Source organism: Cuneatibacter sp. NSJ-177 (genome assembly GCF_022867805.1).
In the GTDB taxonomy this organism is placed as follows: Bacteria; Bacillota; Clostridia; order Lachnospirales; family Lachnospiraceae; genus Pseudolachnospira.
In genome coordinates this window covers 351,940-369,264 of the sequence record NZ_JALIFO010000006.1, presented here as the reverse complement: position 1 = coordinate 369,264, position 17,325 = coordinate 351,940, and the positions used below count along the sequence as shown (strand labels likewise).

The following is a 17,325-nucleotide window of genomic DNA, read 5'->3' as shown; positions in this document are numbered from 1 at the left end:
TTTCATAATTATACTTGCTTTTCCAAAGCAGCCCCGATTTTTCTTGCATTTTCCTGCCATGTTTCCCCGATTTTGCGGGACTCCCGGATCTTTTTTTGCGCCAGCCTCAGCACATCGGGATGCAGCCTACCGGAACGGAGGATCCGGTCCGTTTTTTCCGGATCAGCCGCATAGCATTCGGCCAGGCACCAGCCCGCGGCCATTTTCACATAGTAATCTTCCTCCCCGACGCTCACGGCACTTTCCAGCACTCTTTCCATATGACCACCGTCTAAAAAATAGTCCATCTCCATCACCAGCCCAAAGCGCCGGTAGTACGGCCTCCTGTCCGCGAGACACTCCTCCACCAGCCGCCAGGCGGCTTCCTTCTCCGTGGCGGCCCCTTTCAGCCCCGCGCAAAAGCTGTCGCAGACCGACCAGTTTGCAATCTCCGGCAGAAAAGCTTTTATATAAGGAATCTTCTCTGAAAAGGGAATCGGGGCACAGCCAATGACCATCCCCCGAAGCATTGTTTCCTCAAAATATTCCCTTCCGATCCGGTCAAGCGCTTCGATCCCGTGCTCTTTTACCAGTCCCTTTGCGATTTTTCGCAGAGCCGGCAGACGGACGCCAAGCATCTCCCCTTCCGGCAGGTTTGGAATCAGGCGGCTGGAAAAATCCCGGTAAGCCGGTTCCGCCAGCGCCTCCAACTGTTCTCGGATCTTTCTCGTCTCACTCATCCCGGTACCTCTCCCGCAGAATGCGGATCTCCCTGGCATAGCCCTCCTCGTCGTTGGGCGTCTCCAAAACAAAGGGAAGCGTCCGAAGAAGCGGATGATTGGTCACGGCCGAAAGCGCCGGAAGTCCGATGGTTCCTTCTCCGATCTTGGCATGCCGGTCCTTGCGGCTTCCCATGGGATTCTGGCTGTCATTTAAGTGGATTGCTTTCAGGTGCTCCAGACCGATCACACGGTCGAACTCCGCCAATACGCCGTCCAGATCATGGACGATATCATAGCCGCCGTCCCAGACATGGCAGGTATCCAGGCAGACGCCCAGTTTTTCTTTTCTGGTCACCAGCTCCCGGATTGCCGCAAGTTCCTCAAACCTTCCGCCGACCTCGCTGCCTTTGCCGGCCATTGTTTCCAGCAAAACAGTGGTGTGCTGCTCCGGCGTCAATATCCGGTTCAAAAGACCGGCGATCAGCCGGATCCCTGTCTCCACCCCCTGGCCCACATGGCTGCCGGGGTGGAAATTGTAATAATTCCCCGGCGTCTCTTCCATGCGGATCAAATCCTCCCTCATCGCCCGCTCGGTAAACTCCAGGACCTCCGGCTTTGCCGCGCAGGGATTCAGGGTATAGGGAGCGTGGGCCACCAACGTTCCAAATTGGTGCTCCTTAGCAATGGCCAGGAAGCGTTTCACATCTTCCGGATCCAGAGCCTTCGCCGATCCCCCTCTGGGGTTTCTCGTAAAAAAAGCAAAAGTGTTGGCCCCCAGTTTTAACGCCTGTTTTCCCATGGCCTCGTAGCCCTTGGCTGAGGATATATGGCTTCCAATCATCAGCATCGTTGTTCCTCCTTTATGGCGCCATCTGATCCGCCATGTCCCAAAACCCTGCCTCGTACCGGCTGCAGTTGACAAAAACCTCCTTCAAATACTCTTTTCTTTCATCCGGGATTCCCTCGGCCAGCTCATTCACGCCGTCCAGGTTTTCCTTCACGATGTCCCGGTATTCCTCCGAAACGTAACCCCGGACCCACTCGCCGTAGAGTTCATGGTCTGCGGCGAGTGGGTTTCTGCGCAGCATTTCCCCTGCAATCTCCTGGTAGCTCCAGGCACAAGCCAAAACCGCAGTCAGAATATCCAAAGCGTCCCCGCGGTAGCCTACCGCCAGCATATAGTTGGTGTAGGAGAGATTGGCTAAGGAGACCTCCGTCGCGTCCAATTCCTGCTCCGTGATTCCCAGGCGCTGCATATAAGAGCGGTGAATGTTCATCTCTCCGTTCAGGGTGGAGTGCTCCATCTCGGAAAACATCTGCATCCACTTCCTTCCCCTGGATTTCGCCACCCCCAGGGCAAACAGGCGGGCGTACTCAAACAGATACAGGTAGTCCTGGATCATAAAAAACCGAAATTTTTCAACTGGCAGCGTGCCGTCCCCCAGGGCTCTTACAAAAGGGTGATTGTGATAGGAAGACCAGATTTCCCCTGCGGCTTCCTTCAATTCTTCGGTAAATTGTTTTTTCATTCTTCTTTTCCTTTCAGCAATCCCAGAGCCACCGCCAGAAACTCTGTTCTCCGGCGGATGGAAGGGATGAATACGTGTTCCTTCACCGTATGGATTTCTGCGCCGATTGCGGACAGGGCGTCCACACAGGGGACTCCAAAAGAGCTGTAATAGCAGGCGTCGGTGGCGGAAGGGTCTTCCGCTTCCTCGACGGGAATCCCCAGGGCCTTGGCCGCCCGCTCCAGGCGCAGGTAGGCCAGATGATTCTTTTCCGATCGCTCCATGGCGGGAAACAGAGTATGTTCTTCTACCACAGTCACACATCCGTCCGTGTAGGAGGTCCCCGCCAGCCCATGGATTTTTCTGCGCTCCGCCGCGAAGTCGCGGTTGGCGGGAAGGCCGGCGCAGCAAAATTCTGCGTGGGCTTCCCCGGCCACGACCCCGTTGGGCCGTCCTCCGGAAATCGGGGCCACATTGTAATAAATTTTCTTTTCCTCATCATTGCAGTCGTAGAGGTCTAAAATCTTGTGGGCCAGCTCTTTGACCGCGCTCCGGCCGTTCCTATAATCTTTCCCGGCATGGGCTTCCCGCCCGGTCACATCGATGCTTCCCAAAATCACGCCGCGCCGGGCGGTGATCAGCCGCATCACGCCGTCCTTTTCCCGGCCTCCCTCCAGCACAAAGGCGCAGTCCGCGTCCGCCGCCTCCCGCTCCATCCACCGGGAACCGGACGGAGAGCCGATTTCCTCGTCGCAGTTAAACAAGAACGTGATCTCCCAGTCCGGCAAAAGGCCGGCCCGCTCCAGGATCCCTGCGGCCCCAAGGGCAATCACTACGCCGCTTTTACAGTCGCTGATCCCAAGCCCATAGGCCCAGTCCCCTTCCAAGCGAAAAGGATGCTTCTTCACAAAACCTTCTCCGAACACCGTATCCAGATGGGCAGCCAGGATTACTTTGCCCGCCGGGCGCTCCGGCCGAATCCGCCCGATCACATGAATGCCAAGGTCTGGATCCTCCTTCCATTCCACCGCAGCGCCCAAAGTCTTTAAGCAATCGGTCACAAGCTCCGCCACTTTCCGGTTTCCTTCCCGGTTGCCGGTGCCGCAGTCAATGCCGGAAAAAACTTCCAGCATCCGCATCTGAGCCGGAAGCGCGGCCTCGGCTCCCCGACGTGCCGCCTCTAAAAGCTGTCTTTCTCTCTCCATCGATGCTCCTACTTTGCCAAAAGGTCTTCGACGAAATCGTCAGGCGTCAGAGATTTTTCAGTGATCCCTTCCTTGGTCAGCCAGTCGATACTGTTCTGCCAAATCTCCTTGTCCTGAGTCAAAAATGGGGATCCCTCCTGTTCCATCAGAGGGAGCAGGACTTCAAAACTCCGTGTTTCCACATACTCGGACAGAGGAAAATTGTCCACGCTCTGGTTGGCCATCAAAATTTCCAGCGCTTCGGCGGGGTCTGCTTTCATATCGTCAAAGCCCTTTTTGCATGCCCGCAGGAAAGCGGTATAGGATTCCCGTTTCTCCGAAAGGTTCTGCTCTCCGGCCACCAAAATCAAAGAATAATATTCCGGCACCCCGTATTCGGTCGGGGAAAAATAATTGACGGAAAATCCCTTTTCCTCCAAAGCCGGTACTTCATGGTTCAGAAAACAGCCGTAAGTGGCGTCCACGTTGCCGGTGGTCATGGCGCTGGTCAAGTCAAAGCCCACGTCGATCAGCTCGATATCGTCCAGGGACAGGCCGGCGTTTTTCACCACGGTTTCAATGGCTTTTTTTCCGAATTCCGTGCTGCTGTAGCCAATGGTTTTCCCTTTAAAATCCGCGGGCGTCTGGATTCCCGTCTCTTCTAGAGCCGCAAAGATGCTGACCGGTCCCTGCACCACGGTGCCGATGGATTTTACCGGGACAGCCTCGTTGGTCTTAGTGATGATCGTATCCTCCTGATAGTAAAAACCAATATCTGCCTTCCCCGCCGCAGTCAGGGCCACCGCGTCATTTCCATTGACCGGGTAAAGCACATTGACCTCCAAGCCCTCCTCCTCAAAATACCCTTTTTCCTGGGCAATGTAGAGGAACGAGTGAACCGCATTGGGATACCAATCCAGCACCACATCGAGCTTTGTCAGCTCTGCCTTCGCCTCTGTCTGCCCTTCGGGCTTTGCCGCCTCTGTCCCGACGGGGGCAGGGCCATTCTGGGAACAGCCGGCTACCGTCATCACCGCGGCCAATAAGACGGCCACACTTTTGTTTCTCTTCATCTTTACCTCCTGCTTGTCCTTTTTCCGCTGGGGAGGCCGCAGCCCCTATCTCATAGTAAATTCCAGAGGAGTTTCCTATGAACCAAAAAGGACTTCCCAAATCATGGAAAGTCCCTGTGTTTTTCTTTGCTTCCCTACGTTGGTGTTAACCAAATCAAGTTCAAAGGGTTGGACCTTTCGTCCTCTCAGCCTCGCGGCACCCCCAGCCGGTATGAATATGTAGGAATTATAGCATGAAGTTTTCCGCGGTGCAAGCCCTTATTTTTCCTGGGAAATCAAATGATACGGCAAGGCTACGAACACCACGCCGCCGATCAGGTTTCCTACCGTAGCCATCAGAACGCTGTAGAGATACTGTCCAACGGAAATACCGCCGTTAAACAGCGCCACGCCCTCAATACTCATGTTCGCCACACTATGTTCAAAACCGCAGACCATGAAGACAAAGATACACCAAAAGACCATGATCAGTTTTCCGGACTCGGATTTCATCTTAATGCTGCACCAAACCGCCAGACAGACGAGGATATTGCAGAGGACCGCTCTTGCCAGCAGCTCCACCGGACCTAATCCGACTTTTCCGGCTGAGATTTGCGTAAAATATTCTCCGGTGGCGCCGGTCGGGATCTTGGTCAGGTAGAACACCAGAACCGAAAGCAGGGACCCGATCAGATTTCCGATCCAGCAAAAGATCCAAAGCTTGCAGGCGTCGCCCCAGGACACGGACTTTCGGATCGCAGCCGAACCCAAAACGAAATTGTTTCCGGTAAACAGCTCCGAACCGGCGGCAATCACCAAACTCAGCGCCGCTGCGAAGGCAAATGCCTGGGCCCCTTTGGTCCAGCAGGCGGAATCGCCATTAAAAATCACGCATCCGAACACGAAGGCTACAAAGCTGCCAAATGAGATGAACATTCCTGCCACCATCGAAGAAACAAAGTAACCCAGCGGGTTCTTCTTCATCAGGTTCACCTTGGAAACCCCCGCATTACACACTGCCTGGAACTCGTCTTTGAACATAATCTCTCTCCTCCCTAGATTTTGCCTTTGCCCGCAACCTTTTCCTCTTCCCACGCAGTGCTTTTTTCCTCCGGCAGTTCCGACAAAACATACTCCCCAGAGCAAAAAAGCAACATCTGCACTGGAATACAAATGTTGCCCTAACGACCGGCATTTTTCAAGTCCAGAATCTCACGGCAAGCCGCCTAGCCTTACTTTTTTCCACCGTGTTTCGGACTGTCTTTGTTGAATATGTTAAATTTATCACGTTATCGTTATAAAGTCAATTACTTTTCCTTCTTCTTTTGCTTTATTTCGTTTATAAATCAATGCCAAATTCCTGGAATTGTCCAACAATCTTGGCCTTGCCCGGCGGTGTAATAAAAAAGGAGTCATTCCGATCCATGACTCCCTTCTGTCCGTACCTTCGTATGCCATCCCTCATCCGAAAGACAATCCCCGCACCGCCCATGGACTTTTGGTCAATCTGATGGCTTTACTTCTCGTTATTTTCCTTTTCCAATCTCTCGAAAATCATATCGTATCCGTCGTTTCCATAATTCAGGGAACGATTGACCCGGCTGATCGTCGCAGTGGACGCTCCTGTCTTTTCCGCAATTTCCAGATAGGTGTTTCCGCTGCGGAGCATCCTTGCCACCTCATAGCGCTGGGCAAAGGAAAGCAATTCATTCACCGTACATACGTCCTCAAAAAAAGCATAGCACTCATCGATATTCTGCAGATGAAGCACCGCTTTAAAGAGTCCGTCAACGGCCTCCGTCTTCAATTTCTTATTCATGAGAATTCCCCCTGAACTTGAGTTCACACCTCATTGAGCGCAGCCCGCGTACGCGAAACATCTGAATTCACACGCACCCAAGAAGCGCGCCTCATCGGACACAGCCTTCCTATACGAAGCATCTGAATTCACACATGCCCTTGAGGGGACACTTTTTACAAGCATTAGTTTAGCACTGTAAAGTTTTACTGTCAACTAGAATCCCGAAGAATTTCCTGAAAAAGAAATTGAGACTACAATCAGAGCCAGACGGCGGTAACCTCCAGGTTTTCGTCCAGGAAAACCAACTGCGCCCGCTTCCCCGGTTCGATACTTCCGTACTCATCATCGATCCCCAGGCTTTTTGCCGGGTTGATCGTCGCGCATTTCACCGCGGATTCCAGCGGTATCTTCGCCTTTTTCACCGCAAATTTTAGACAATCCATCAAATTTGAAGTGGAACCGGCGATCGCCCCGGTGTCCGCGATGGTGGCCTTTCCGTCGACGACCCGAACCGCCTGACCGCCCAGCTCATAGAGGCCGTCGGGCATCCCGGTGGCGCTTAAGCTGTCGCTGATCAGAATAATCCGGTCCTCCCCGAACATTTGAAACGTATTTCGGATCATCGGGGGAACTATGTGCACGCCGTCGCAGATTAATTCCACATAACATTCTCCGTTTTCCAGCGCCGCTCCCACCACGCCGGGAGCCCGATGGCTCATGCCGGACATCGCGTTATAAAGGTGAGTCACCTGAGTCGCTCCCGCCCGGAATCCTTCCACCGCCTGATCATAATCCGCGTTGGTGTGGGCCAGGGAAAGCCGGAACTCTCCTTTCAGCTCTTCGATAAACGGCAGGGCCCCCTCTGTCTCTGGCGCAACGTCCACCAGTTTAATCAGGCCGCCCGCCTCTTTTTGCAGGCGGCGGACCATCTGCACGTCCGGCGCTCTTAGGTAAGCCGGATTCTGGGCGCCGCGCTTTTCGTAGGAAAAGAAGGGGCCTTCCATATTAATCCCGACCAGATAGGAACCACCCTGCCGCTCATAGGCCGCTGCGTTCCGATAAATGCGGGCCAGCGTTTCCTCCGGCAGCGTCATCGAAGCCGGACAGATATTGGCGATGCCGTTGGCCGCCTCGTACCCGGCAATTTTTAGCAGGGATTCCGGCGTCGCATCGCAGAAATCCGCCCCGACGCAGCCATGAAAATGCAGATCCGTCAGACCCGGTATCAAATAATAGCCGGATGCGTCGCATTCCATTCCATCGCTGCTCGACTCGGTAAATCTCCCCTCTTGGATGAAAATGTCCCGGTCATGGAACTTCCCGTCAGGACAGTAAACCTTTCCGCCTCGAATTCGCATACCTTTTCCTCTCTTTAAATCTTGCCAAGCGCCGCCTCATCGCCCACCAGAATCACATCCGGGTGCATCTGTAAAATAGAAGCAGGCACCTGAGGCGTCACCGGACCGAAAAATGCTTTTTTGATAATATCCGCTTTGTTTTCTCCGTTGGCCACCACCAGAATCTTCCTCGCCTGCATGATCGACCGGATTCCCATTGTAAACGCATAATGGGGAACATCCTCGATCCGGTCAAACAGGCGGGAGTTCGCGTCGATGGTGCTCTGCGTCAGCGTGACCAGATGTGTTTCCTTGGCAAAGGCGTCATCCGGCTCATTGAAACCAATGTGACCGTTCACGCCGAGCCCTAAAAGCTGAAGATCAATCCCGCCCAGATCGCGGATCACCTGATTGTAACGGGCGCATTCCGCTTCGGCGTCCTCGGCCAGGCCATTGGGAACATTTGTGTTCTCCAGACAGATATTCACATGGCGGAACAAATTCTCGTTCATGAAATACCGGTAACTCTGGTTATTTTCCGGAGACAGTCCCTTGTACTCGTCTAAATTCACGGTCTTGACCGCGGAAAAGTCCAGATCTCCTTTTTCATAGCCTTCCACCAACTGCCGGTAGGTTCCGACCGGCGTCGTCCCGGTGGCAAGTCCCAGCACACAGTCGGGCTTCATGATCACCTGAGCGGCAATCAGATTCGCCGCCTTACGGCTCATCTCCTCATAATCCTTTGCACGATAAATCCTCATATTCTCCTCCTAAAATTCTTAAAATTTTCTGCCGTCTCCGGCTTGCCGGAATTTCTGCAAAACCGTTTTGTGATTTCACCCTTGCGGGAGAGCAATTCTTGCTGAATTCAGAATAGAATTATCTCCCCTCTTTGTCAAGTTTTATTTCCAATTTCGTGCCCGGAGCTGCCGGGTTTCCAATGCCCGCCGGTGCCGGAAAACAGAAAACACTCATGCCCTGAAATTCATTCCGGACTTGAAGGAGGTCTACTTCTATCCTTGGCAATTCTCCCACTTTCCATACATCCATGAGCCGTATGTAACGCTGCTCACGTTTCAGGCCGAACCACTGGCCCTCTTTTTGCTCGCCGCCCGCGGGGCCAGGCCCTCTTTTTCGCCGTAGTTCAATGGCTGCATCCGGCCGGACCCGTTTTCCTCGATCCGGCAGACCTGTTCATATTCCGCTGTCTTCCTCCCGTAATCCGTGATTCCCTTTCCCGTATTGGGGTGGGCGCTGGAATACGCGGCGTCCACAGCAAATACCACAATCAATACCGCGCAGAGAATCCACTTCAACTTTTTCGGGATCTTTTTGTACAGTTCGTCAAACAAAGGCGCTCCCAGATAGATGATCGCCATGCCGCCGATGCCAAAGACCAGGAGCCCTTCCGCGCAGATCCGTCCGTCCAGATTCAGCAGATATCCGCTGTAATCCCACCACTTGGTCCCCTTCGTCACTTCCAGGTACCACGCGGTAAAATACTCCACCACACCACAGATCACGATCGTAAGGCAGAATGTCACCCATGGCTTCTCCCGGACTTTTTGCAGCAGCACCAAAATCAAAACGCCGCCCGTTCCGTAAATCGGAAGCCAGGGTCCGTGAAGCACCCCGCGATTTACAAAGCCGTCGGTGGAAAGATGCAGGCTGACCTCCCAGAGCCAGCCGATCAGCGAAAAGGTGAAAAACAGCAGGATCAGATTTCCCAGCGAATAGCTCCTCCTCCAATCCACTTGGATCCACTGGCGTCTCTCCCGTTCCGGTATCAAAAACAGGTGAGACGGATATTCGGTAGGAGGAGTTTCCTGTTCCACAGTAAACGGGGGCGGGCCGGCTAAATATTGGTCGGCCAGATACTCCGAACCAGGGAGGTCTTTCTCCTGCGCCTGCCTCCGCAGCTCCAAATAGAGTTCCGCATTGGCCGCCGTGCGGTAAGGATTCAGAAAAAATATATTGAGAAGGCCTCCAGTCAACAGATTCAAAAGCACCCAAGGGAAATAGGACAGATCCAGCAGAAATGCCCTCCACTTATGGCCTTTCATCATTTTCCGGGACAGGGCGATCGCTTTCCTTCCGCTCACCGACGGATTTTCCGCCAGGATATAGGGGACCATCCGATAAGAATATTCCTTGACGAACCCTCCGATGATCGTCAGGTCCCATAGCCATTGATAGAGGGCCGTCCGAAACATGGCGCCAGCAGTGTTGCAGACCTTCCGCACTCGGACCAGAAACAGCAGACGGCTGGCCGGGGTGTCCGGATAAGAGGACGATTCCAGAAAAAAACGGCAGCCCGCCACTTTCAATACATTTTGTACAAAGATCCAATAGAGCCCCAGGATCAGCATTCCGATCCCCAAGACGATACTGACGCCCACCGAGTCGTGAAAGATCGCCTGGTTAAAAACATTTAGTATGCCAAAAAGAAACGAGCCGGACTGCGTCACGTTGTTGAAGATATATGCAAAAACGCCTTCCGTGTATTTGCTCTGAGAGACGTCCGGCGGCTCCCCCTGATTCAGCAGCTCATTGACCACCTCCGAGTTGGTCTTCTTATTGGTTTTCCGGTTGGTCTCCACCGCCTCTTCCACCTTGGAAGAATTGTAAGATTGGACCAACGTCAGGGTATTGGAATACTCTCCCGCCACAAAAGCCAGAAAAAAGCAGACCGCAATCACACGCCAATACTTCTGTTTCAGAATTCCCTTGGCCTTGTTCTTCAGTGTTTTTCGTTTCCACATCATCTTCTTCCTTATCTGTTCGCAAATAGTCTACTTTCAGTCTAGCGGCTGCGGGGCAGGCTGTCAACAAAAACATACTCTCACCCGCTGCTTCCTCATTTTTCAGCCCAGCCATACGCACCGTTTCTTTCTTTCCCCATATGTTATAGTATGAAAATTTATAGGAGGATTTCCATGAAAAAAATTTTGCCATCTTTCCTCGCGGTGGTTCTGCTCTTCGGCCTATGCGCCGCCGGCTGCGGCCAGAAAGAGGAGGAGCTGACAAAAGTCACCCTGAACGAAGTCGCCCACTCCATTTTCTATGCGCCTCAGTACGCGGCGATCGAGCTCGGATATTTTAAGGAGGAAGGAATTGACCTGACTCTGGTCAACGGCGCAGGTGCAGACAATGTAATGACCTCGCTGATTGTCGGAGACGCCGATATCGGCTTCATGGGAAGCGAATCTTCGATCTACGTCTATAATCAGGGCGCGGATGATTACTTTGTCAATTTCGCCCAGCTGACCCAGCGGGCCGGAAATTTCCTGGTCGCCAGAGAACCGATGGAGAACTTCACTTGGGATGACCTCAAAGGTTCCACTGTGCTTGGCGGCCGGAAGGGCGGCATGCCTCAGATGGTGTTCGAGTATATCCTGAAACAGAACGGGATCGACCCGGCCAAAGATCTGAGCATTGATCAAAGTATTCAGTTTGGCCTGACAGCAGCGGCCTTTACCAGCGGGGACGCCGACTATACCGTAGAGTTTGAACCCTTCGCCACCAGCCTGGAACTGGAAGGCTCCGGTCATGTGGTCGCATCCCTCGGCGTAGATTCCGGCTATGTCCCCTACACGGCTTATTGCGCCCAGGCCAGCTATATGGAAAAACACGGTGATATTATTCAAAAATTCACCAATGCCATGCAAAAAGGGATTGAATATGTGAACAGCCATTCGTCCGAAGAGATTGCAAAAACCATCAAGCCTCAGTTCCCGGAAACCGAGGAATCCACGATTGCCACGATCGTCGATCGTTACAAAGAGCAGGATACCTGGAAAAACGACATGATTTTTGAGGAGAGCAGTTTCAATCTGCTGGAAGATATCCTGGATGAAGCCGGAGAACTGACGGCGAGAGCTCCCTACGAGAAACTGGTCACCACAAAATACGCGGAAGAAGCGGCAAAATAAAACTCTTTCAAACGGCAGGCCAGGACCGCACTTTTGCGGGCGGCCTGCCGTTTACCATGAAACTCAGCGAAGACGAGCCCGCAGATTGTTTTGCTCCCCTCTCATATGCAAAGAAAAACGGCAGAGCGCCAAGAAAAATGGCGTCAGGAAAAATGCAGCAAAAAGAAACCGCCCCCAGAGCGGAACGCCTTCCCTTCAAAAAATGGCATGGAACTTGCTGATATAATTAAGGAAAAGACGTTGCAACGACAACAGGAGGAGGATGGGATGAACACAGCCGTTTTTGAAAAAGCCATGGAAGTTTTCGAGACACCGCAGGAATTTTGGGAGGAAGCGAAGCTCATGCTGACGGAACCGGAACTCTCGTATATCGCCTTGGCGGGCCGTCAGGTACTGAGTCAGGATGAGATGAAAAAGCTGATCACAGAACATGGCCTCAGCGATCAGCCGGAGGAAATGATCCACAGTCTCTATCATCGGGCCATCATCGAAAAACAGATTCCCGGTTTTGTGGACCCGGTTCGGGGACTTTTCGGCAATCCGGTGGGCGAGGATTTTGATTTCAATCAAGTACAGCGGACAGTGGATGAAGAATCCAATCGAAAAGCCTCCTATCGAGTGACCAATTTTTACACCAGGCTGCCGTATTTCGCCCAGTTTGAGCCGGAGCAGTACGCTCCGATTCCGAAAAAGAAAAAACAGGCTCTGAACGAGTGGGACCTGCAGAACTATCAAAAAGACTACGAAGCCGTGATTCTCAGCAAGATGGACGGTTATGAGGAAAAAATGCACCAAAATGACTGGCTGAACCTGGAAGAGGCGATGGCAGTCTTGGAAAAGAACCAGGACTTCATTTATCTGATTCCCTGTAACTGTAAACGAATGGTCTATGACCACGATAAATTGGATGAAGTATGCGTCCGGTTTTACGGAGGGCCCAATACCGAGTTTGACCGGGGACACGGCCGGAGAATCACCTTGGAGGAGGCGAAGGAACTTGTGTTGAAATACCGGAAGAGCGGGCTGATGCAGTGCGGCGAGGGCTACAGCATGTGCAACTGTGATTCTCAGTGCTGTTTCCCCATCGAAGTGAGCCGCCGCATGGGGGCGCGTCTGACTTTCCCCCGCTCCAACTGGAAGACTTTCTACAATCCGGCCCAATGTATCCAATGCGGAAAGTGTACAAAGGTCTGTAACTTCGACGCCTTCCACTTTGGGTGGAATAATCGGATTGAATTCGACGAAGAACGCTGCTGGGGCTGCACCATCTGTTCCAGCGCATGTCCTTCCGGAGCCATCACGCTCCAGAAAATCCACCACAAATTTAAAAACTCCGACGAGGAGGGAAATATTACCTTCCCCGCCCCCATCCATTGATTTTCAAACGGTCAAAGCCCTTGAGATCAACCCCAAAGAGCATCCATCGAATTCCGGCAGGCGAGTATCTGACGAATTGACAAGCCCGGAGAAAACGAATAGAATGGAATAAAACCGGTTGAAAAGAATTTCCGATGAAAAAACGAAACCGGAATCCGATTGAGAATGGAGATTAGCATGAAGTATAACCGTACAAAAATCACTGCGGTGCTGCTCGGATTGGTGGTTCTCTACCTGCTGGCCAAGTATTTCTTCCTGGAAAGAGTCCTGCATCTGGGAGGTACGCTGCTGATGGTCATCAATATTGTCTTCCTGGTTATTGCCCTTTACATTGCCCAGGCCGTTTCCAAGGAAGGCCCCAAGGACGGCAATGAGGACAAGCAGTGAGGAGGATGAGGCAGACATGTTGACACAAGACCGCTTTGATTTCTTCTGCCGCGCCGTCTCTCAGTTTGGGGTGGATCACGTGATCATAAGGCAGGGCGGAAAGGAACTGGCGCGGCACGACTTTGTCCCGGAGATCCGGCAGAACCAATTTTCTCTGAGCAAAAGCATCACCGGCACTGCCGTCGGGTTTGCTCTGGAGGAAGGACTCCTCCATCTGGATGATTTCGTCACGGATCTGCTTGCGGATTACCTTCCTCCGCAGGTCGAACCAAATCTCAAACGGCTGACTCTGCGCCACCTTCTGACCATGACATTGGGCCAAAAAAAGCCTTATCTGATGGGGGATCAGCGCCGGACGATGAAGGAGAACGATTACATTCGCTTCGCCCTCTCCCGCCCGTTTGAGGAAGAGCCCGGAAACTCGTTTCTCTACAGCAATGCCGGCCCCTATCTGGCCGGCGTCATCCTGGAACAAAAAAGCGGGATGCGCCTGCCGGAATACCTGCTTCCCCGTCTCTTTGAGCCGCTGGGGATTCCGCTTCCCGAATGGGAGTGCGATCCTCTGGGAAACACCTTCGGGGCCGGCGGCATCTGGCTTACCTCCACCGAGGTCTCCCATTTCGGCCAGCTCTACTTGGACGATGGGATTTGGAATGGGAAGCAGGTGCTTCCGAAAAGCTGGATCCGCCTGGTGGACCGAACCGTCATTCCTGTTCCAGATGGAATCCGGGATTACGGAATGCTGTTCTGGCGGGGCCGGTACGATTCCATCAGCGCCGTCGGCCGGTTCGGTCAGTATTGTACGATTGTCAAGGAAAAAAATGCGGTGATCGTGCTGAACGGATACGATACCGGGGAGAACAATCTGCTGGAATACGTCTGGACTTACCTGTACCCTTATCTGTAAGGGACGGCTTATTCCCGCCAGCGGGGGCAGCCTTCGGCCGTGCAGCGTTTTCTCCAGCCGACCGCAATACAAAACGCTGCGGCGATCAGCATTCCCAGCATCAACAGCAGCACCAGCGAATAATCCTTCCTCCAGTCATAGACAAAACCATAGGCCGGAATCAGGAGGATAGAGGCAAGAGGCGCGCCCATCGAAACTTTGGCGAAAATCTTTTCATAATCCTTCTGACCGAAAAATTTGATTGTCAGGATCGGGGCCAGTACCATGATCCCGGAGCTGACCAGCCCGTGCAGAAAGGTGGAAGCCGTAAAGAGAAGAAAACTGCGGGGGCTGAACCAGAAGCCGATGATTTCCGCAATCCCGATTCCGATCATGCCGTAGCAGGTCAAAAGACCGCCGATCTTATCGCTGACGACGCCGATGGCGATGGAGCCGATGGCGCTGCCCACCGAGGCGAAAGCCAGCGCCGTGCCGGTGGAGCTTACCGAATACCCCATAGCGGTCCCATAGGTGGGGATGTGCTGGGTGAAGACGCCGACGCCGGTGATCGCAATCATGAACAACAAAAGGAGATAAAAGGAAGCGGAGTGAAGAGCCGTGCTCTCCGGAATCTCCACCGCTTCCTCTGCATTTTTAGAAGCCTGCGGGGGATCGAGCCGGTCCGCGCCGTACGGCTCGATCCCCAGATCAGACGGCCGGTTCCGAAGCAGAAAAAATGCAGTCAGAACCACAGCCAAAAAGGTCAGGCCGCCGATAAAAAAATAGGCGTTCCGCCAGCCGCTTTGATGGATGATCCGGGAAGTCAAAGGCTGCAGCACTGCGCCGAACAGACCGACGAACGCCATCTGAATTCCCATCATGGTCCCTGCCTTCCTGGCAAACCACCGATTAATTAAAATGGGCCCCATCAAATTTACCAGCAAGGCCGCCCCCATCGCATGGGGGATAGACAGGAGATACCATCCGGCTACATGGTGAAGCAGTCCGAACGCGGCAAAGGAAAGCGCTTGCAGGGCAGCGCCGAGCAGAGCGGTCAGCCGGATATCGAGCCGGTTGATGATCCGTCCGGCCAGGGGCAGAAACAACACCATCACAATCGAAGTGATACTAAAGTAAATCGACAAGCTCCCGATTCCCACCCCGATTTCCTCGGATACCGGGGATAAAAAGAGACCCGAAGTCATATTGATGCCCCCGCCGGCAAAACCGCGGATCAGGATCACGCCCAGCAAAATCAGCCAGGCAAAATGGATCCTTTTTTTATTCATTGAAATCCCTCCCATCTCTGTTTCCCCTTCTCGCTTTTCCTGAAATTAATGGAAAAACAATTATTTTCCAATCATTCTCTTATCCCTAGTTTCTGCGCGTTCCGCCAAATTATTCCTGATCCGCCTGTTCTCCCGGCCGCCTCTTTCCGACACGTTTTCCTCTCTCTTGCCGTGGGCCGTTTCGTCGCGGGAAGGAATAAAAATCCAGGATAAGCCGGATACTGATAACAAAGATATGGAATCAGAAATGAAAACGCAGAAGAAACCAAAAAGAAAGGGATATGATATGAACGGATTAGAAAACAAGGCCGCGCTCGTGACCTCCGCCACCAAGGGGATCGGCCTGGCCTGCGCCCTGAAACTCGCGGAAAACGGCGCGGATGTGTATCTTGGCGTCCGCCGGATGGAAGCAGCCCAGGAAATTTGCGACCGCTATCGGAAAGAGGGCTTTCGGATGACCCCGGTTTATTTTGACGCCACCAAACGAGACAGCTATTCTTCCATGGTGGAAGACACCGTCTTAAAGGCAGGCCGTCTTGATATTCTGGTGAATAATTTTGGGATGGGAAAACCCGCGGAAGATCTGGACCTGGTAAGAGGAAAAGAAGAAGCGTTCTTTGAAATTCTGGAAATGAATCTGGGAAGCGTGTACCGGATCAGCAAACTGGCGGTTCCCCACATGATCCGGCAAGGCGGAGGCAGCATCGTCAATATCTCCTCCATCGGCGGCGCGATCCCCGATGTCACCCGGATCGGCTACGGGGTATCCAAAGCCGCCGTCAACAACATCACGAAGCAGATCGCCCTTCAATATGCACAAAGCAATGTCCGCTGCAATGCGGTTCTCCCCGGCCTGACCGCCACGGACGCGGCGCTAAAAAACATGCCGGAATCCTTCATCCGCTCGTTTCTCTCCCATGTGCCCCTTAAGCGAATGGCCACGCCGGAAGACATTGCAGGCGCCGTCGCCTATCTCGCCAGCGACGAGGCATCCTATGTCACCGGAAATATCCTCTATTTAGCCGGGGGCTACGGCCTCGGCACGCCGCAGTATGCAGAAATGGCCGGCCGCGCCGCCCAATCAGAGGCAGCCGAATAAGCTCCGCTACAGGGAATCTTCCTTGATCCGGGAAGATTCCCTGCGGGCCCTACGGCAGAATAAATTCCTGCCCCTGCCGCTCGATCTCTACGATTTTATCTTTCCACTCCTGGGCCTCTTGGCGCTCCTTATAATCCCGGATCACCTCGTACTTCTCCCAAAAGTGCATCGGAAACACGTAGTCTGGATCCATATGCGCGAGAAAATAGTCCATGCCCAGGCAAGCGTACTCCTCCAGCCGGGGATCCAGGGGAATAAACGCCACGTCCACATGATGTTTCTTGGGCTCCTGCTCCTCCAGATAGTGAATTTCATCCTGATACCGGGAAGCCATACTCGTTAGAGAACTTTTTGCGGATCCCTTCCAGGCCCACCAGTTCAGGTCGCCGCCATGGTAGATCAGCTTTCCGTCGGCCCGGACTAAAAAGGCGGTTCCGATATCCGTGGAGCGCAGCGTCACCACGGATATCCGATGGCCGCCGAAGGTATAATCGTACATCGCCCTCCGGCCCAGGTAGTGGATTTCCCCTTTTTCCATGCCGCGGGCCGGAATCCGGATTTCCCGCGACAGCAGATAGACCGCTCCCGGATTTGCATCCACCAGAGAAAAAATCTTGGGGTTAAAATGATCGTGATGCTTGTGGCTGACGAAAATCACCAACTGCTTTCCCCTCGGAAAATCCGGAAGCGTGCCCTGATAGTAATCAAAGAGCAGGACAAAATGATCCAGTTCCACAGAAAACCCGCTGTGCCCAATATAAGTAACTCTCAT

At 53.2% G+C, this 17,325-nt stretch carries 17 protein-coding genes and 1 riboswitch; of the genes, 5 read left to right on the top strand and 12 right to left on the bottom strand.

Annotated elements, in window-relative coordinates:
• Positions 1-8: 8 nt before the first annotated feature.
• The 10 genes from MUB23_RS09660 to MUB23_RS09615 all read right to left on the bottom strand — a co-directional run bounded on the left by MUB23_RS09660 (position 9) and on the right by MUB23_RS09615 (position 10,345).
• Entirely contained in the window at positions 9-719 is a 711-nt protein-coding gene (locus MUB23_RS09660; RefSeq protein WP_244800281.1) for a DNA alkylation repair protein, read from the bottom strand.
• Positions 712-1,548: a deoxyribonuclease IV gene (locus MUB23_RS09655; RefSeq protein WP_244800280.1), complete on the bottom strand. Its 837-nt coding sequence runs from the start codon at positions 1,546-1,548 to the stop codon at positions 712-714. The genes MUB23_RS09660 and MUB23_RS09655 overlap by 8 nt, the downstream gene beginning before the upstream one ends.
• 13 nt (positions 1,549-1,561) lie before the next feature.
• The gene (gene tenA, locus MUB23_RS09650; protein ID WP_244800279.1) at positions 1,562-2,230 is read right to left on the bottom strand and encodes a thiaminase II; all 669 of its coding nucleotides are present in this window, start codon (positions 2,228-2,230) and stop codon (positions 1,562-1,564) included.
• Entirely contained in the window at positions 2,227-3,414 is a 1,188-nt protein-coding gene (locus tag MUB23_RS09645) for a M20/M25/M40 family metallo-hydrolase (RefSeq protein ID WP_244800278.1), read from the bottom strand. The genes tenA and MUB23_RS09645 overlap by 4 nt, the downstream gene beginning before the upstream one ends.
• Before the next feature lie 8 nt (positions 3,415-3,422).
• On the bottom strand, positions 3,423-4,466 hold the full coding sequence (locus tag MUB23_RS09640; protein WP_244800277.1) for an ABC transporter substrate-binding protein: 1,044 nt from the start codon (positions 4,464-4,466) through the stop codon (positions 3,423-3,425).
• Positions 4,467-4,580: 114 nt separating this feature from the next.
• Positions 4,581-4,680: riboswitch (TPP riboswitch) on the bottom strand.
• 44 nt (positions 4,681-4,724) lie between these two features.
• Positions 4,725-5,486 carry a formate/nitrite transporter family protein gene (locus tag MUB23_RS09635; RefSeq protein WP_244800276.1) on the bottom strand — a complete coding sequence of 254 codons (762 nt, stop codon included), beginning with the start codon at positions 5,484-5,486 and terminating at the stop codon, positions 4,725-4,727.
• 475 nt (positions 5,487-5,961) lie between these two features.
• Positions 5,962-6,264, bottom strand: a complete 303-nt coding sequence (locus tag MUB23_RS09630; protein WP_244800275.1) for a YerC/YecD family TrpR-related protein — start codon at positions 6,262-6,264, stop codon at positions 5,962-5,964.
• 239 nt (positions 6,265-6,503) lie between these two features.
• The gene (nagA, locus tag MUB23_RS09625; RefSeq protein WP_244800274.1) at positions 6,504-7,604 is read right to left on the bottom strand and encodes an N-acetylglucosamine-6-phosphate deacetylase; all 1,101 of its coding nucleotides are present in this window, start codon (positions 7,602-7,604) and stop codon (positions 6,504-6,506) included.
• 14 nt (positions 7,605-7,618) lie between these two features.
• Positions 7,619-8,344, bottom strand: a complete 726-nt coding sequence (nagB, locus tag MUB23_RS09620) for a glucosamine-6-phosphate deaminase (RefSeq protein WP_244800273.1) — start codon at positions 8,342-8,344, stop codon at positions 7,619-7,621.
• A gap of 315 nt (positions 8,345-8,659) precedes the next feature.
• The gene (locus MUB23_RS09615) at positions 8,660-10,345 is read right to left on the bottom strand and encodes a DUF975 family protein (RefSeq protein WP_244800272.1); all 1,686 of its coding nucleotides are present in this window, start codon (positions 10,343-10,345) and stop codon (positions 8,660-8,662) included.
• A 174-nt stretch (positions 10,346-10,519) separates the two neighbouring features.
• On the opposite strand from MUB23_RS09615, the gene MUB23_RS09610 reads away from it, so the two are divergent.
• The 4 genes from MUB23_RS09610 to MUB23_RS09595 all read left to right on the top strand — a co-directional run bounded on the left by MUB23_RS09610 (position 10,520) and on the right by MUB23_RS09595 (position 14,186).
• Positions 10,520-11,515 (top strand): ABC transporter substrate-binding protein, encoded by a 996-nt coding sequence (locus MUB23_RS09610; protein ID WP_244800271.1) that lies wholly within the window; start codon positions 10,520-10,522, stop codon positions 11,513-11,515.
• 267 nt (positions 11,516-11,782) lie between these two features.
• On the top strand, positions 11,783-12,892 hold the full coding sequence (locus MUB23_RS09605) for a 4Fe-4S dicluster-binding protein (RefSeq protein ID WP_244800270.1): 1,110 nt from the start codon (positions 11,783-11,785) through the stop codon (positions 12,890-12,892).
• Between the two features lie 177 nt (positions 12,893-13,069).
• Positions 13,070-13,279 (top strand): hypothetical protein, encoded by a 210-nt coding sequence (locus MUB23_RS09600; protein ID WP_244800269.1) that lies wholly within the window; start codon positions 13,070-13,072, stop codon positions 13,277-13,279.
• A gap of 16 nt (positions 13,280-13,295) precedes the next feature.
• Positions 13,296-14,186: a serine hydrolase domain-containing protein gene (locus tag MUB23_RS09595; protein WP_244800268.1), complete on the top strand. Its 891-nt coding sequence runs from the start codon at positions 13,296-13,298 to the stop codon at positions 14,184-14,186.
• Positions 14,187-14,194: 8 nt separating this feature from the next.
• Here MUB23_RS09595 and MUB23_RS09590 read toward each other — a convergent pair whose 3' ends face one another.
• Complete coding sequence (locus tag MUB23_RS09590) at positions 14,195-15,454, bottom strand: MFS transporter (protein WP_244800267.1); 1,260 nt, start codon at positions 15,452-15,454, stop codon at positions 14,195-14,197.
• Between the two features lie 286 nt (positions 15,455-15,740).
• Here MUB23_RS09590 and hdhA point away from each other — a divergent pair, with 286 nt between their 5' ends.
• On the top strand, positions 15,741-16,553 hold the full coding sequence (gene hdhA, locus MUB23_RS09585) for a 7alpha-hydroxysteroid dehydrogenase (protein ID WP_244800266.1): 813 nt from the start codon (positions 15,741-15,743) through the stop codon (positions 16,551-16,553).
• Positions 16,554-16,602: 49 nt separating this feature from the next.
• Here the strand turns inward: hdhA and MUB23_RS09580 are convergent, their stop codons facing one another.
• Positions 16,603-17,325, bottom strand: a complete 723-nt coding sequence (locus tag MUB23_RS09580) for an MBL fold metallo-hydrolase (protein ID WP_244800265.1) — start codon at positions 17,323-17,325, stop codon at positions 16,603-16,605.

What these genes read in the sequence shown, in the direction of transcription:
- hdhA (WP_244800266.1), top strand. Translation starts at nt 15,741, where the DNA reads ATGAACGGATTAGAAAACAAGGCCGCGCTCGTGACCTCCGCCACCAAG.
- MUB23_RS09655 (WP_244800280.1), bottom strand. Translation starts at nt 1,548, where the DNA reads ATGCTGATGATTGGAAGCCATATATCCTCAGCCAAGGGCTACGAGGCC.
- MUB23_RS09645 (WP_244800278.1), bottom strand. Translation starts at nt 3,414, where the DNA reads ATGGAGAGAGAAAGACAGCTTTTAGAGGCGGCACGTCGGGGAGCCGAG.
- MUB23_RS09600 (WP_244800269.1), top strand. Translation starts at nt 13,070, where the DNA reads ATGAAGTATAACCGTACAAAAATCACTGCGGTGCTGCTCGGATTGGTG.
- MUB23_RS09640 (WP_244800277.1), bottom strand. Translation starts at nt 4,466, where the DNA reads ATGAAGAGAAACAAAAGTGTGGCCGTCTTATTGGCCGCGGTGATGACG.
- nagB (WP_244800273.1), bottom strand. Translation starts at nt 8,344, where the DNA reads ATGAGGATTTATCGTGCAAAGGATTATGAGGAGATGAGCCGTAAGGCG.
- MUB23_RS09660 (WP_244800281.1), bottom strand. Translation starts at nt 719, where the DNA reads ATGAGTGAGACGAGAAAGATCCGAGAACAGTTGGAGGCGCTGGCGGAA.
- MUB23_RS09635 (WP_244800276.1), bottom strand. Translation starts at nt 5,486, where the DNA reads ATGTTCAAAGACGAGTTCCAGGCAGTGTGTAATGCGGGGGTTTCCAAG.
- MUB23_RS09580 (WP_244800265.1), bottom strand. Translation starts at nt 17,325, where the DNA reads ATGAGAGTTACTTATATTGGGCACAGCGGGTTTTCTGTGGAACTGGAT.
- MUB23_RS09630 (WP_244800275.1), bottom strand. Translation starts at nt 6,264, where the DNA reads ATGAATAAGAAATTGAAGACGGAGGCCGTTGACGGACTCTTTAAAGCG.
- tenA (WP_244800279.1), bottom strand. Translation starts at nt 2,230, where the DNA reads ATGAAAAAACAATTTACCGAAGAATTGAAGGAAGCCGCAGGGGAAATC.
- MUB23_RS09615 (WP_244800272.1), bottom strand. Translation starts at nt 10,345, where the DNA reads ATGTGGAAACGAAAAACACTGAAGAACAAGGCCAAGGGAATTCTGAAA.
- MUB23_RS09605 (WP_244800270.1), top strand. Translation starts at nt 11,783, where the DNA reads ATGAACACAGCCGTTTTTGAAAAAGCCATGGAAGTTTTCGAGACACCG.
- MUB23_RS09610 (WP_244800271.1), top strand. Translation starts at nt 10,520, where the DNA reads ATGAAAAAAATTTTGCCATCTTTCCTCGCGGTGGTTCTGCTCTTCGGC.
- MUB23_RS09590 (WP_244800267.1), bottom strand. Translation starts at nt 15,454, where the DNA reads ATGAATAAAAAAAGGATCCATTTTGCCTGGCTGATTTTGCTGGGCGTG.
- nagA (WP_244800274.1), bottom strand. Translation starts at nt 7,604, where the DNA reads ATGCGAATTCGAGGCGGAAAGGTTTACTGTCCTGACGGGAAGTTCCAT.
- MUB23_RS09595 (WP_244800268.1), top strand. Translation starts at nt 13,296, where the DNA reads ATGTTGACACAAGACCGCTTTGATTTCTTCTGCCGCGCCGTCTCTCAG.